The organism is Kriegella aquimaris (assembly GCF_900103215.1).
GTDB classification, from domain to species: domain Bacteria; phylum Bacteroidota; class Bacteroidia; order Flavobacteriales; family Flavobacteriaceae; genus Kriegella; species Kriegella aquimaris.
The window spans coordinates 128,486-145,106 of sequence record NZ_FNGV01000005.1; the positions used below are offsets into that span (position 1 = coordinate 128,486).

Consider the following 16,621-nt stretch of genomic DNA (forward strand, 5'->3'; position numbering starts at 1 on the left):
TCCTTTTTTTTGTTTCAATTTGTTATCATATTAGTAGTGTATCAATAGAATCATGTGGAGATTCTTTGACCACACTATGTTCCACGTGTTTCGCTTTATCTACTTAAGAGCTTTATTCTTTTAATACTTTCAAGAATTCGGAGTTGCCATCCTCATCCATGACATTGAGCAATAATAGGCCTTTCGGGGCGGATGAAATATCGACGACGAAAGCGTTTCCAATAGAATTGATTTGTCCTTGTTTTATCATAACACCTGAAAGCGTATGCAGTGCAAACTCGGTATAGTTAGAGTGTTGCGGCAGGGCGACGTTCATATTTCTTTGCACCGGGTTCGGAAACACGGAAATTTTAGGGCTTTCCATTTCGGTGTCGGTAGAAATTGCTTCGCCGATCCGTGCCTTGAACGAACTTCCCTTTGGTGTGACCGTTAGATATACACTGGTTTGACAGCCATTTGCTGAGGTCAGTACATATGTGCCACTATCAGAGGAAGTCAAATTTTGAATTCTAAAGTTGTCTCCCAATGTGGAACCATTTGGTCGCCTAACAGTAAGGCCAATACCATTCGGAAGCATGCTGAAGGTTACATCTTTTCCTTCAATGGCTGTGATACTGCTACTTCCACTTCCCCATACACCGTTAACTCTGTATTCTGATGTTATTCCGGTCGAACAATTATTGTTGTTCGAGTTGCTACCAGAAGATCCCCCAATACTTAGGTTCAAGGTTGTTTGGCAACCTGTAGCTGAAGTGAGTATATAAGCCCCACTATCTGCAGAGGTTACCTTGCCAAGCCTGTAGTTATCACCTACTGTTGATCCGTTGGGCAACTTAATAGTGAGTCCGACACCATTGGGAATCATACTCAGTATTACGTTAGTGCCTTCTGCCAAGCTAAGATTATTCTGACCGCTCTGCCATGATCCGTTTAAACTGTATTCCGGGGTAATGTTTCCTGACGGGCAGTTATTGACAGGAGTATTGCTATTGTCGTTACTACTTGAGTTTCCAACCGTCAAGTTCAGAGTGGTTTGACACCCATCTTCCGAGGTAATTACATAGCTTCCGCTATCTGCTGCTTTTACTTTGCCAAGACTGTAATTGTCCCCTGCGTTCGAGCCATTAGGCAAAGTAATGGTGAGGTTTTTCCCATTTGGCAACATGCTCAAAATAACATCTGTGCCTTCGGCTACATTTAAGTTATTCTGACCACTGCCCCACGAACCGTTTAAGCGGTATTCTGGAGTAATATCTCCCGAAGGGCAATCATTTTTTGCACTATTACTGGAACTTCCTACAGCCAAATTTAAGGTGGTCTGGCAGCCATTTGCTGAAGTCAATGTATATGCACCACTATTGGCGGTCGTTACTTCGCCTAGTTTGTAATTGTCTCCTACCGTTTTACCATTTGGAAGCTTAATTGAGAGTCCTATACCATTCGGAATCATACTTAGTATAACATTGGTTCCCTCGGCGACATTAAGATTGGTCTGCCCGTTTTTCCAAACACCATTCAAGCTATATTCTGGAACTACTTCACAAAGAACGGGATTATTGTTATTACTCGTCTGAGAACCCTGATATTCGTGTGGGCCTATGTCGGGTGTTGAAATCAATGAATTCCCATTTAAATCGGTGGAGCGCCCTGAAAACGTAACCCCTGCATTTATTGCCGGGCTAGTTACCTTTAATTTATATCTTGCGGATTGGGTTCCTGAATTGGTGAATAAGGGGTTTGTATTTTTCGTACTTGAAAACCCGGAGGTAGGAGTAGTAAATGAATTGTTATGAAAAATGTTATTATCACCATCAACCGAGATACTTCCCGAGCTTATTGTGGCCCACTTTTTGGAAGTGGAATTAACAACAATGTTGTTTTTGAAGTTCATGGAGGTTCCTGAGTTATAATAGCGAATTCCTCCAGACTGCCCATCAAAAACGTTATTATAAATGTCAATATTCTTACTTGTTGTTTTTTCGTAACTCCCTTCCCCAAAAGAGACAATTCGTCGACCACCTTTGAAGACATTGTTAAAGACTTTAATGTTGTTGGGACTTGCCGAGGATACTATTGGATTATAGCCCTTGACTATAAATAAAAGTGCAGCGTGGTCGCATTCGAGATAGTTGTTTTTTAAGGTTATATTGGTAGCTCCATTCTCAATAGTTACCTGATTGTCGTCAGAACCTGTCATACTATTTCCGTCAAATACTGCACCTGATGAACTCGGATACCTAACTTCTATAATTGTTCTATAAATAAGATTGCCTCTCCATGTATTGTTCCTACCACCTCCATTGGATAAACCGTGGCCATTGTGAGAGCCATTATGCAGCCGATAAATTTTATTATTTTCAAATAAATTATTGGATGCTGTGTTTGAATCGGTTCCTTTGTAGCGAGTGGTTAGGTAGTAGTCTGTCTGACGATTTGAATCATCGTTGCGATACTCATTGTTCTTTATGGTATTATTATTTCCTTTTGCCGAGGTATGCGGATCGATAAATATAAAGGCATATGCCGAGTTTTCACCATAGCAATTGCTAACGGTGTTATTATTTCCCCTAATGTAGACTGATGAGCCCTGATACCCTTTTGTATCTAAACTTAGGTCGGAGAATGCAAGGTTGTCGAGCTTGTTGTTATTTCCCTGTACTAGAACGGCATAACCAGCTCTTCCATAGGGATCATTAAATCCAATATTATGAAGTTCAATATAATTGCCTCCAACGAAAATTGCATATGAATCACTGGCATTGGTGGGGCGTATCACAGGAAAACCTATAGAACTTATGGAGTTCCCATAATCCATTGTGCCGTAGGGTTTGCTTGAAATGTCTCCAGGGCTGGAGGTGTATCCTCTGAAAATGATGGGCTTGGAACTTGTACCACTTTGCTTAAACCAGAGACCTGATACGTTATAGCTGCCAGACTTGACATGCACAACATCTCCAGCTTGAACTCTACTAACGGCGGCTTCCCAGTTCCAGGCGGAGGCTTCCGATAGTCCGTTATTGGTTGATTTACCACTAGTGGTTATATAATAAGTCTTGCTTTGCGCTATTAATGTTTGAAAAAAGGAGACGGATAAAAGTAGAATGATTAAAAAACATTTATTGTAGGTCATGGCACTAATGTTCTAGAAATTTTTATAGTTCAAAAAAAGTGGGGGCTTTTCTTTATTATATTTAATCGATATTGATTCGTGTTTTGAAAATGGCTTTATTTTTAATATCTAATTCACTTTTTTAAAATTTATAAATAGTATTTCATTTGGGTATGTTCCCAAAAATTGATTGATTTATTATAAAATGGGGGAGATTGAGTCGTGCTTAATCCTTAACGATTCTTTATTTTTTCAGAACTTTTAAAAATTCATTATTACCGGTGTCATTACTAACATTTAGAAGGATTAAACCTTTTTGTGCTTTTGCAACGTTAATGACAAAATTATTTTGACCATAATCAATTGTACCTTCCTTAATCAAACTTCCTGAGGTGTTGAACAACTTATACGTCGTGTAGTTGGAGCCATTGGGTACGGATACATTTATTTCTCTTTCTACCGGATTAGGATATACTGTGAGCTTATCAACTGTATATGTCGAGTTTAAATAACTTTGTTCCGCAGCTAGGGCTCCTTCCGCATTTAACCTGACTTTTAATGATGTTCCTTTAGGGCTCACATTCAGATTGATTACAGTTTGGCATCCACTTGAAGAAGTGAGCAAGTAGGTTCCACTGTCAGCTGTTGTTAAGTTTTGAAGGGTATGATTGTCTCCGACTATAGATCCGTTGGGCAATTTTATGGTTAGTCCAACCCCGTTTGGGAGCATGCTTAATGTTAAATCTTCTCCTTCACTAGCATTAATGTTATTTTGACCACTTATCCACAGCCCTTCATATCTATACTCTGGAATAATGTTGCCTGCTGGGCAGTTATTAATTGGGTCATTACCTACGGTGAGATTCAAGGTGGTTTGACAACCCTCCTCGGAAGTGATAATATAAGTTCCACTATCTTCCGAAGTTACGCGGCCCAAGGCAAAGTTATCACCTACGGTCGATCCGTTGGGCAGCTTAATACTAAGATCTACTCCATTGGGCATCATGCTTAGCATAACATCGGTTCCTTCATCAACATTCAAATTGTTTTGGCCACTGGTCCAAACGCCATTCAATCGATATTCTGGAGTGATGTTTCCAGTTGTGCAATCGCTATCGCTAGAGCCACCACTACTATCATTGGGTGTATCTCCAACACTCAGGTTCAAGGTCGTTTGGCAACCGTCTTCCGAAGTAATCACGTAGGCGCCACTGTTGGCTGTTGTTACTTTGCCTAACGAATAGTTGTCTCCCACAATGGACCCATTAGGTAATTTAATGCTCAAGTCAACTCCATTTGGCATCATACTTAATAAAACATCCGTACCCTCATCGACATTCAAATTGTTTTGGCCACTGCTCCATGTACCGTCTAATCTATATTCAGGAACAATGGTACCTGCTGCACAATCTTCATCGTTAGATCCGCTGTCGTTGGAACTTCCTACTTTTAAGTTTAAAGTTGTCTGACAACCATCTTCGGAGGTTAGTAAATAGGCCCCACTATCAGCTGCGGTGACTTTGCCTAACTCATAGTTGTCACCTACTGTAGATCCGTTCGGAAGTTTAATGGTTAAACCTACACCATTGGGATACATGCTCAAGGTAACGTCGGTACCTTCCTCTACATTCAAATTATTGGATCCGTGGTCCCAAGCACCATCCAAGCTATATTCTGGGGTAATGGTTCCTGTACAATTTTTGCCCACCTCAGTGCCACCCACTTTTTCCATACGGTCAAAATCTCCTGCTGCATAGGCCAAATATATTTCTAGGGCAGAATAACCGGCATTATTTATTACTTGATAACTCCCGAAGTTATAGCTTCCCTTTACTTGACTGCTAGAAGTGATGCTATGTGCTGATTCAAAACTGTCAGGTATGTAGTTGTTATTGCTATCCGTTGAGGTGGATCCGCTTTTGATGCTGGGGAAAGAACCGCTGGTCGCCGTACCTCCATTGCCATTCTTATATTGGCTAATAAGTCGGCTATCGACGGCATCGCGATTAGCAAAACTTGCGCCTACATGGGGCAATAAAACACTTTCTATAGATGATGCTGGTATGGCTGCACCAACAAGTCCTGAAGTCTTATAAGGTGAAGATTTGATATAGGGTGAAAGATTGGAACTATATTGCCCTTGACCTGATACTTGAATGTTTCCTTTAATATAGGCGTACGTATTCGACGTCGATCCGGTCCCATCACTTTCTCCATTTACAGAAGTAGAACCTTTGGAGCTTACTTGGCTAGACGCCTTGTATTTATTATTTAAAACCGTAAATTTTGTACCAAGGCTAGTATTCGTTCTCCAAAGTGCACCATGTACTAAATTATTGACCATTTCGTATTGCAACTTGGAAGCTTGTGGATGATTGCTCCTTATATTTCTTTCTTTATTATGGATAAAAAGATTTCTATAAACAGAGATGTTTTCATTTTTCTTGTAGCTCAAAAGGCCATAGTTGCTCTCTGCAACTATACAATTTTGAATGGTAACGTCTTTGATCGTGGAACCGGAAAAGTTTCCAACTAATGATAGGTTTTCATCCCTTGCCCAGCTAAGACTGCAATGGTCGATGATTATATCTTCGATATGGGTTCCATTATAAGCAGATATGTTAATACAATCTTCATTACTGCCAGAACTTGAACTCGACTGCCGTATTCTTAACCCTCTAATGATTACGTTTGAAGCGCTTATGCGTATTTCACCACCTTTTATCAAAATACCGTCACCAGGAGCGGTTTCGCCGGCCACTGTGACATTGCCTGCATTGTATGGGATGTCTAAATAATTGCTGCCACTGTGGGTTATGGTGCCTGATACTTTAAAAACAATAATTCTCCGTCCGGTCATTTTAAGGGCGGCATCCAGACTTCCGGAGCCACTTGAGTTAAGATTTGTAACCGCGACAATTTTTCCACCTCTTCCGCCAGTTGCATATTTGCCATATCCTTCTGCTGTAGGAAAAGCTTTTTTAGAGGAAAGTGTTATCGTAGGAATAGCAGGTTTCGGATAATAGTTACTCGATATGGTAGCAATATGATTGTTGTTGGTCTCGGGAAGATGTGCGTAAAAAGCAAAAAGTAATGCACAGAAAATGGTGGTAAGTAAATATTTCGTCATTCGGGGCAAATATTGGGGGGATTAATGTAAATAATTGGTAATGAGAAATATCAAAACCGCGGCAAAGATGCTTTAAAAGCATTCCCGAGTATCTTAAAAAAGTCTTAAAAAAGAGTTAAACTCGATGAAATGCAACAAAAATAATCGTTGTATGGATGAAATAATCGACAAAGTGCGAAAATTCCTCGTTTTTGAGGCTTTATATTGAATTTAAAATGTTAACGGCTTTTTCTAAAGTGGATTGCGTTTTTGCAAAACAAAAGCGAAGTTTTTGGTCGTCTTTTTGATCTATGTTGAACACCGATATGGGAATGCAGGCAAGTCCGAAATCGGTGATAAGTTTTTTCGCGAAGCTTACGTCACCTTCATCGTTTAACTCAGAATAATCCAATAGTTGAAAGTAAGTGCCTTGACAAGGAATTATTTTAAATGAAGATTGGGCTAATGCATCTATAAAATAGTCCCGCTTTTTTTTATAAAAATCGGCTAAATACAAATAATGACTAGGCTCTTGAAGATAAACTGCTAAAGCACGTTGAACGGGATGGTGTACACTAAACACATTAAATTGATGAATTTTTCGGAATTCCTGCATCAATTCGGCTGGGGCGACACAATAGCCTACCTTCCAACCCGTCACATGAAACGTTTTGCCAAAAGAGGCACATATAAAACTACGGGATGATAAATCATCGAAACGTGAGGCACTCTCATGTTCCAACTCATCAAAAATAATATGTTCATAAACTTCATCACTAATTAGAATGATGTCTGTGCCCCGAAGGCTTTTTTGCAGCTCGAGCATATCTTCCCTTGAAAACAGGGTTCCGCTTGGGTTGTGCGGGGTATTTATAATTACCATTTTAGTTTTGGGAGTTATTTGGGCTCTAAATTTTTCCCAATCTACTTTAAAGTTGTCCCCGCTCATTTGTACCAAAACAGAAATGCCACCATTTATTTCTATTGCGGGTTCATAGCAATCATATGCCGGTTTGAACACAATAACTTCGTCGCCCCGATTTATAAATGCGGTAATTGCCGTAAAAATAGCCTGTGTGGCACCGACGGTAATGGTGATTTCTTTTTCGACATGGTACTTCCTATTGTGAAGTTTTGCGATTTTTTGAATAATGGCTTCACGTAACGGATAAGATCCAAACATCGGGGCATATTGGTTATGACCTTCGCTCATAGCTTTGGTCACCAATTGCATCAATTCTGAATCGGCTTCAAAATTCGGAAACCCTTGAGAAAGGTCGATGGCATTATGTTGCCTGGCCAAGTTGCCTACCGTTGTGAAAATAGTTGTTTTTGCGTTCGGAAGTTTGGATGAAATGTTTTTCATTAGCAATGGCTTTGAAAATGGCATGAATTCATAAAAGTACTAAAATATCATTGTGCTCGGTGCATAAAAAACCCCAGCCACATGGCCGGGGTTGTTACATAAATTTAAAGTGTATTCAAAAATTAGGCATGCTGTTCTTCGTGTTTGCCTTCTTTGATCTCCTCAATCAATTTTGAGTTAAATGCTGGTAAATCGTTGGGATTTCTACTGGTCACAAACCCATGATCTACTACGACCGCTTCGTCTACCCAGTTTGCACCTGCATTTACCAAATCGTCTTTAATAGAGTTAAAACTAGTCATTTTACGACCTTTTACTACGTCAGCGCTGATGAGTGTCCACGCGGCATGACAGATGGCGGCTACAGGCTTTTCTTGCTTAAAAAAGTCTCGCACAAAAGCCAATACCTTTTCATCTCTTCTTAATTGATCGGGATTAATGACACCACCAGGCAACATCAGCGCATTATAATCTTCTGCTGTTACTTGATTAATGGTCTTATCTACTTTATATGAATTAGACCAATTCCCGTTGGCCCACCCTTTAATTTCTCCAGATTCCAGACTTACTATATCGACCTGAAAGCCTTCTTTTTCCATGGCCTCTTTAGGAGATTTCAATTCACTTTCTTCAAATCCATTCGTAGCTAAAATTGCTATTTTCTTCATGTGTACTATAATTTTAATGATTATTAATTTATTTCATAAACAATGTACAATGAATACGTTATGCGGTTTGACGGAAAGCAATGAAATTTTAGCTCGTTCGATTAAGTTGTAAGTGAGCAATTACTTCTTCCAAACAACGCTCCAACTCCTTTTTGATTTCGGTCTCCCAAAATCTAAAAACCTTGTAACCTAAGCGGTTTAATTCTACATTTACCTCCTGGTCACGCTGCATATTACGTTCGATTTTTGCAATCCAAAATTCACGGTTCGTTTTTACTTTGGGCTTTCGCTCTTCCCAATTATAACCATGCCAATACTCCCCGTCGATGAAGATTATGGTTCTATACTTTTTTAAAACAATGTCGGGTTTCCCGATGAGTTTTTTGTAGTCAACCCTATAGCGATACCCCGACGCATATAGCGCTTTTCTAAAGGCCAATTCGGGTTTGGTATTCTTTCCACGGATTTTTCCCATGATTTTTGATCTTTCAGGGGTAGTGTAAAACCCTGATTCTTCATTGAACCGAGGGACTTTGATGCGTTGTTCAGAATACTTTTTGGACATACTTGAAAATACAAAAAAATCCCAAAATCCATAAATTTGGACTTTGGGATTTTTTACTTTCTGTTGGAGTGGTATAAAAGGTTAAGTTGTTCGGCAATTCGATTTGACGCCAAAAAACCTGATTTATCCTTTAGAGGTGGCACTCAAATATTCACGGTTCATACGAGCGATGTTTTCTAAAGAAATCCCTTTAGGGCATTCGATTTCACAGGCACCTGTATTTGTACAGTTGCCAAAACCTTCGAGGTCCATTTGGCGCACCATACTTTGAACACGTTCCGTGGCTTCTATCTGGCCTTGCGGCAATAAAGCAAATTGAGACACTTTTGCCGAGGTGAAAAGCATGGCGCTGGCATTTTTACATGCAGCAACGCAGGCACCACAACCAATGCAGGTCGCCGCGTCCATCGCTTTATCGGCATCATGTTTGTCAATAGGAATTGCATTGGCATCGACGGTATTTCCAGAAGTATTTACCGAAATATAACCCCCTGATTGCTGTATGCGATCAAAAGAACTTCGGTCGACAATTAGATCTTTGATTACGGGAAATGCCGTTGCCCGAAAAGGCTCGATAACGATGGTGTCACCATCATTGAATTTACGCATATGTAATTGGCAGGTAGTTACCAAGCGATCAGGACCATGGGGTTCTCCATTAATCTGAAGGGAACAGGTGCCACAGATGCCCTCTCGGCAATCATGATCGAACTCAACAGGTTCTTCGCCTTTGTTTATAAGCTCTTCATTGAGAACATCCAACATCTCTAAAAATGACATATCACCTTCTATGCCATTTAAGGCATAATCAATAAGTTCACCTGAGGACTTGGCGTCTTTTTGGCGCCATATTTTTAGGTTTAGTTTCATAGTTTTTGTTTTGTTGTCGGTTGATTGTATATAAATAAACAATCACCGTAAACTATTTATAACTTCGTGTTTTCAATTCTATATTCTCGTAAACCAAATCTTCTTTATGAAGCACGGCATCTTTTGGTTCTCCTTTAAATTCCCAAGCAGCTGCATATTTGAAGTTTATGTCATCACGTAAGGCCTCACCTTCCGGTGTTTGATATTCTTCCCTGAAATGTCCCCCACAAGACTCATTTCGGTGCAAGGCATCTTTGGCGAAAAGTTCCCCCAGTTCCAAAAAGTCGGCCACACGACCTGCTTTCTCAAGTTCTTGGTTCATCCCTTCCATTTTCCCGGGAATCTTTACGTTTTCCCAAAAATCGGCACGTAGTGTGGAAATTTCTGTAATGGCTTCTTGCAGTTCTTTTGCATTCCGGGCCATTCCGCATTTGTTCCACATAATTTTACCCAGTTTTTTATGATAATGGTCAACTGAATGCAGTCCCTTGCCTCCCATAAGCTTCTCCAACCTTCCAGTAACCGCATTTTCCGCAGCATCAAATTCAGGGGAATCTGTAGGGATAGTCCCTGTTCTGATATCTTTGGAAAGGTAGTCGCCAATAGTGTAGGGCAATACGAAATAACCGTCGGCCAAGCCTTGCATCAATGCTGAGGCTCCCAATCGGTTGGCACCATGATCACTAAAATTAGCTTCCCCTGCACAGTAGCAGCCCTCAATGGTGGTCTGTAGGTTGTAATCGACCCAAAGTCCACCCATGGTATAATGTACCGCAGGATAAATCATCATTGGAGTCTCGTATGGGTTTTGATCTACGATTTTTTCGTACATCTGAAAAAGGTTTCCATATTTCGCCTCAATAACTTCTTTTCCTAATTTGATAATTTCTTTATCATCGGCATTTTTTATACCGTGTGTCAAAGCTTGTTCTTTGCCATACCGCTGAATCGCAGTAGCAAAATCAAGATAGACAGCTTCACCTGTTTTGTTAACTCCGAAACCGGCATCGCAACGTTCTTTTGCCGCCCGTGATGCAACATCGCGAGGCACCAAATTTCCAAAAGCGGGGTAACGTCTTTCTAAATAATAATCCCGATCCTCTTCTTTTAATTGAATCGGCGTCAATTTACCTTCCCGAATCGCTTTGGCGTCGTCAAGTCGTTTAGGTACCCAAATACGGCCATCATTTCGCAGCGATTCTGACATCAATGTCAGTTTCGATTGGTGGTCACCTGATACGGGAATACATGTGGGGTGTATTTGTGTATAACACGGGTTGGCAAAGAATGCACCTCTTCGGTGTGCCCGCCAAGCCGCCATCACATTACTTCCCATGGCATTTGTAGACAAAAAGAAAACATTGCCATAACCCCCAGTGGCCAAAACAACGGCATGTGCCGAATGGCGCTCAATTTGACCGGTAACCAAGTCACGGGCGATAATACCCCTAGCTTTTCCATCGACCAAGACAAGATCCATCATTTCATGACGGTTGAACGGTTTTATCTTTCCTCTGTTGATCTGACGGTTCATGGCTGCGTAACAACCTAATAACAACTGTTGTCCCGTTTGACCTTTTGCATAAAAAGTTCGAGATACTAGTACCCCTCCAAAAGAGCGGTTGTCTAATAGTCCTCCATACTCACGCGCGAAAGGAACACCTTGTGCTACACATTGATCGATAATATTTCCGGAGACCTCGGCCAAACGGTATACATTGGCTTCCCTGGAACGATAATCGCCTCCTTTTATGGTGTCGTAGAACAAACGGTAATTACTGTCGCCATCACCTTGGTAGTTTTTTGCAGCATTGATTCCGCCCTGTGCTGCAATAGAATGCGCACGTCGTGGAGAATCTTGATAGCAAAATGTCTTCACATTATAACCTAATTCGGCCAAAGTCGCTGCGGCCGCACCACCGGCAAGGCCAGTACCAACAACAATGATGTCGATATTACGTTTGTTGGCGGGGTTTACGAGGTTTATGTCGTTTTTATGTTGAGTCCACTTATTGGCCAATGGCCCTGATGGAACTTTTGAATCCAATATGCCCATAATTAATGTGTTATTGGGTTAAAGTGATGATATAAGGCGATGAAAATAAAACCTAAAGGGATTACAATCGCATATATTTGTGTGAATACCCTTATAGAGGGCGAGTATTTATTGTTTACGCCCATGCTTTGGAAAGATGAAGCAAAGCCATGCCAGAGATGCAAGGCCAATAAGACAAACGAAATAACGTATAAAACGGTGCGCCAAAAAGGCTCAAACTTCTCCACTGTTTCCGCATAGTATCGTGTCGGGTCTTCAGGATTTGCCTCAAGATATTTATAGGTCATTTCATGTATCCAGAAATCGTAGATATGTAATCCAAGAAAAGCTAAAACGACCAATCCGGTGATAATCATATTACGTGACATCCAAGAGGCATTGGCACTACCATTATATTTCTTATATTTTATCGCACGGGCCTTATTGTTTTGAAGCTCTAGCTTAATGCCCATTACGAAATGGACAATGACACCAGCAATTAGAACAGGCTGTAAAATAAATTGAACCAGCCCATTATAACCCATAAAATGGGACCATTCGTTGAACGTATCAGGGGCTAGTACCGAAGTTATGTTAATGGTAAAATGTTGGGCCAAAAAGAATACCAAAAAAAGACCCGATAGGGCCATGACCACTTTTCGGGCTATCGAAGATTTTATCAATCCACTCATTATAGATAGGTTGGAGTTAATGTGAATGAAAGCAAAATTAGGGCATAGGCTCGGCTTTAACAAACTTTGCAAGAGATTAGTATCATATTTAGACCCATTTTAATCTAGTTGTCAAACCTGCCGAATTTCTAGTGTTGTGACCATTGAATTTTAATGGTTTAGCACAATGCGAAAAGGCTCCCTGATTCAAGAGAGCCTCTGAAATTTTTGATGGAAGAGTCAAAAAAGGTCTATCGCCGGCCACGATTTAACTGCTTGGATACCCTCTTCCATAGCCTTGTTCATGGCACTACTTTGCTTATTGGCCTTATCACTGCTTTTATCCTTTCCTCGATCGGTTGAATTTGATAGAATGGCGTAACTGATACTATTGTCTATTTTTTTCAACATGGTAGTGGTGCCGCTCATCCCTCCACCGTGACTCATAACGGTGGCTGTACTATTAACGCCCCAGCCTTTTGCGTACCCGCTGTTTGCCGAAGATCCAGTTGTCATAGTCTTAAAAGTGTTGGCTTTTAGAATATCCTTTTTGGAGTTTTGGCCATCTACCCTTACCATAAACCGTAATAGGTCCACAGATGAGGCTATCCAACCTCCATGGCTGTCCATTCTTCGCATTTTGAGCTCATAGGCCCCAGTGCCTTCGCCGGCATAGTAGGCTACTTCTTTATATCTTTTATTCTCTTTCTTATTTGCCCCGATGTACATATCGGTAATACCACATTTTCTGAGCACCTGTTTTCTCAGGTAGGCTTCATAACCCATTCCTGTTTTTTTCTCAATAATTCGACCCAACAGGCAAAATCCAAAATTGGAATACTCATAAATGGTGCCTGGATCATGGCTCGGGTTTCTGTCATCAAGGACCCACCCAATTAATTTGCTTTTATTAAGGTCTTTTTTTTGGAACATCGGCGCACCCCATTTATCTACTGAGTTATTGGGTTTTGTATTATGATCCCAAGCATGACCTCCGGCGGTATGTTCCAATAACTGTGCTACGGTAACCGCCTTTTCCCTATTACTATAGGGCTTGCTTCCATATTTTGTACCCAAAATACTCCCATTACCTAGTACTTTATCGGAGAGTTTTAGTTTGCCCTGTTCGACCAATTGCATTATAGCAACGGAGGTTAGCGGCTTTGAGACACTTGCCAAACGAAACAAACTGGTTGCCGCGGCGATTTCCTTTTTATCCTTTTCTCCATATCCGTACCCTTTCGCAAAAACCAATTTTCCGTCTTTGACGATGGCGAGCGAAAGGCCCGGTATCTTATAATCAGTCATCACCTTTTTGATTTTTGTGTCCAATTGGGCGATATCGGAATTTTGCCATCCGCCAACACTCTTAAACGCGGCTGAATACCCTCCTTGATTGCCGGCATCATGGCCGCTAACACTAATGGGCATAAAACCTTGATAATAATGGTTATCGACCTGAAGCTGATAGTTTTTGTTGTTCATGCCGTGTCTCGAGCTGTATCTTCCGTTTACCTTTTCGAGAATACAGGCATAGTAAACTTTTCCGGCAACATCATAACCATCTACTTGGGTTACCCTATAGCCTAGTGGCGAATATTTGCTGACCACATCTTGATATTGCTTACTGGTAAGGCCGTGACGGGTAATTTGTTTGGTATTGTCCCCTTTTTTCCAAATCGCCGAATAAAAAACCTTGCCTTTAACATCATATCCACTGACATGTTCGAGCTTATAACCGGCCTTATAATTTTTAGTGGCTTCTTTTTGGTACTGTGATTCCGTAAGGCCATGTTTTGTAATCAAACCCGAGGTACTTCCCCTTTGCCAAATAGCCGCGTATCTTGCGTTCTGACCATCGGAATAGCCATCTACATGTATCAGGCGATACCCTGCCTTATGGTTCTTTGTGGCCTCATTCTGATACTGTGCGCCGGTAAGGCCGTGGCGCGCTTTGAGACCTGAGACATTGCCTTTATTCCAAAGCGCGGTAAAATATATCTTTCCGTTTACATAATGGCCGTCTACGGCGGTCAACCTAAACCCTTTTTGATGATATTTGTTAACTGCATCTTGATATTTTTGGCCCGTCATCGCATGTAGCGCTACCCAATTCTTGATCGTATAGGGGTTCATTTCTTCATTTACAGTTTTGTGCGCATGGGTCTTGTGGACTATAAAAAATAGCAAGACCATACACCAAACGATGGTGTTTGATACTTTTTTCATGATACTTTATTTTAAGATTAGACAAGGGGCAATCTTTGCGCCTTCATAGGGGAAAGGTGCTATTTGAGTTCGTTAAGATTTATCACCTAATAAGGTGTTTTGTGGTCTAATCGGGAATATTGAACCACTCGGCTATTTCTTCATAGGTCATTTTAGTGTAGTCTTCAGTTATAGATTTGCCACTTGACACCACTCCTCCGGGAATAACAACATAACGGTATTGCTGTATGAAAGTGGCATTCCCAACGTTTGTTCCGTCAAAAGTCTGGACTGAAACTCGAATTTCATTACCATTATAGACCGAAGACGAATAATAATTGCCCGACCCGTTAAATGACGTGGGTAATTGATAAAATAAGTAATGAAGATCACCGGTAATACCATCAATGAAAATGCGTCTGCCAAAGACAAACACGGCACCAGAATTCAGTAGCGTGGAACTACCTTCGGGAAAATCAACGCTAAAAGAAGCCGCCTGTGCGTTAATGTTATCTCCAAACTCAGTATCAAACCATTCGGAGTAGATAACATTGGCCGTACCTGTATCGCCCTTAGGGCCTTCCTCTCCCTGTATTCCCTGCTCACCTTGTTCTCCTTGATTGGCTGCCGCACCATCTTGGCCCGGATCACCTTTATCGCCTTTGGGGCCTTGCTCCCCCTGTATACCTTGTTCCCCTTGTGGACCAATGTCACCTTCTTTCGAACAGGCCATTGTTAAAGCGCCCAGTAAAAGAATGGCCAAAAAACCATTTATCAAATTCGTTTTCATAGTTTTAGTTTTGTAGTTAATCATGGCACAAACCTACTACCGATTCGCAGCTAGGGTGTCCTGAATATTTGAAATTAAAAGAATCAGGACGTTATTTAATATACTGATATTCAGTTTGTTATAATATTATTTCACTGTTTGTACATGAATATTGGTCAGCTGTAATCTGTTTCGTGCCAACCATACAAAAGTAGTGCTGTCATTATGTGTCGAGGAACAGGGGAAGATTAGAGAGGGGGTTGTTTTAATATGTGCAAAATGATGTAAAGGATATCTAAGACTTATTGTCGTTCACCTAAAGATGAAGAAACTTTCAGGGAACCATGAGCTGTTTCTGCCGATATTGAGATGGTGTAAGGCCCGTGTGTTTTTTAAAGGAAGAATAAAAAGCCGATTTTGAATTAAACCCGGCCTCAAGACCAATGGATAGAATAGTGTAATGTCTGTACTCATCAGCGTGCAGATTTTTTTTTACATCGGCCAAGCGATACCCATTTATATAATCAATAAAACTATTGTCATTGAATGCGTTGAATATACTCGATAGGTAACAAGGCGAAATACCCAACAAATCGGCCACGGTACGCAAACCAAGGTTCGGGTCGCGGTATATTTTTTTAAACCGTAACAGCGTCTCCAGCTTTTCAAAATAGGTTTTCGAATGCTTCAGAGGTTTTTTCCCCTGTATGCGTATGGTCTTTATTCTTTGTGAACAAAGGGCGGCAATAATGGTAAGTAGATGTAAATGTTTCTCGGTAAAAAATAGCTTTTCGGGGTGCTCGGTATCGATAACGCCAAAAAGTCGCTTGTTTATAAGTATCGGAACGCACAATTCGGAAAACCGTTCTTCGTCATCAATAATATAGCGTGGGTCTTTAGAAGTATCCGTAACTATTTCAGGTTTCAAATTTTCGGCCACACTACCTACAATACCTTCCCCAAACTTTATTGCGATTTTATTATGGATGATCGTATCCGCAGGGTTCTTTTGACCATAAGCAGCTTTTTGAATCAACAGCTTCTGCTCTGGGTCATATTTATAGATAACACAATCTACCAATCCCAATTGATGAACCACATTTTTGGTTATGGCCCATAATACCTCCTCCTCTGATTGTTTTGTATTTAATGAGGTAGAAAAAAAGCTGATGGCTTTTATCTCATCTAGGCAGTATGTAGTCGTGTTATTCTCCATAGTACTATTCTCTTTTCAACACAATTTTTTCATGT

The 16,621-nt window shown here is 40.8% G+C and carries 11 protein-coding genes; all 11 read right to left on the bottom strand.

All coding sequences use genetic code 11. The features are described from left to right. Positions 1-112: 112 nt before the first annotated feature. Positions 113-3,130 carry a right-handed parallel beta-helix repeat-containing protein gene (locus tag BLS33_RS12235; RefSeq protein ID WP_089889250.1) on the bottom strand — a complete coding sequence of 1,006 codons (3,018 nt, stop codon included), beginning with the start codon at positions 3,128-3,130 and terminating at the stop codon, positions 113-115. A gap of 223 nt (positions 3,131-3,353) precedes the next feature. Continuing rightward, positions 3,354-6,239 (bottom strand): T9SS type A sorting domain-containing protein, encoded by a 2,886-nt coding sequence (locus tag BLS33_RS12240; RefSeq protein ID WP_089889253.1) that lies wholly within the window; start codon positions 6,237-6,239, stop codon positions 3,354-3,356. 199 nt (positions 6,240-6,438) lie between these two features. Beyond that, on the bottom strand, positions 6,439-7,584 hold the full coding sequence (locus BLS33_RS12245) for a methionine aminotransferase (RefSeq protein ID WP_089889755.1): 1,146 nt from the start codon (positions 7,582-7,584) through the stop codon (positions 6,439-6,441). 122 nt (positions 7,585-7,706) lie between these two features. Beyond that, entirely contained in the window at positions 7,707-8,252 is a 546-nt protein-coding gene (locus BLS33_RS12250; protein WP_089889256.1) for a type 1 glutamine amidotransferase domain-containing protein, read from the bottom strand. An 88-nt stretch (positions 8,253-8,340) separates the two neighbouring features. Then, the gene (locus BLS33_RS12255) at positions 8,341-8,817 is read right to left on the bottom strand and encodes a very short patch repair endonuclease (protein WP_089889258.1); all 477 of its coding nucleotides are present in this window, start codon (positions 8,815-8,817) and stop codon (positions 8,341-8,343) included. 123 nt (positions 8,818-8,940) lie between these two features. Next, a complete protein-coding gene (locus tag BLS33_RS12260; RefSeq protein WP_089889261.1) occupies positions 8,941-9,687 on the bottom strand; it encodes a succinate dehydrogenase/fumarate reductase iron-sulfur subunit in 747 nt (248 codons plus the stop codon). A 52-nt stretch (positions 9,688-9,739) separates the two neighbouring features. After that, positions 9,740-11,743 carry a fumarate reductase/succinate dehydrogenase flavoprotein subunit gene (locus BLS33_RS12265; protein ID WP_089889264.1) on the bottom strand — a complete coding sequence of 668 codons (2,004 nt, stop codon included), beginning with the start codon at positions 11,741-11,743 and terminating at the stop codon, positions 9,740-9,742. 2 nt (positions 11,744-11,745) lie between these two features. Beyond that, complete coding sequence (locus tag BLS33_RS12270) at positions 11,746-12,414, bottom strand: succinate dehydrogenase cytochrome b subunit (RefSeq protein ID WP_089889268.1); 669 nt, start codon at positions 12,412-12,414, stop codon at positions 11,746-11,748. Between the two features lie 219 nt (positions 12,415-12,633). Further along, positions 12,634-14,622: a serine hydrolase gene (locus tag BLS33_RS12275; protein WP_089889271.1), complete on the bottom strand. Its 1,989-nt coding sequence runs from the start codon at positions 14,620-14,622 to the stop codon at positions 12,634-12,636. A gap of 106 nt (positions 14,623-14,728) precedes the next feature. Then, positions 14,729-15,391: a collagen-like protein gene (locus BLS33_RS12280; RefSeq protein ID WP_143017604.1), complete on the bottom strand. Its 663-nt coding sequence runs from the start codon at positions 15,389-15,391 to the stop codon at positions 14,729-14,731. Positions 15,392-15,704: 313 nt separating this feature from the next. After that, on the bottom strand, positions 15,705-16,586 hold the full coding sequence (locus BLS33_RS12285; protein ID WP_089889277.1) for a helix-turn-helix domain-containing protein: 882 nt from the start codon (positions 16,584-16,586) through the stop codon (positions 15,705-15,707). Positions 16,587-16,621 lie beyond the last annotated feature (35 nt).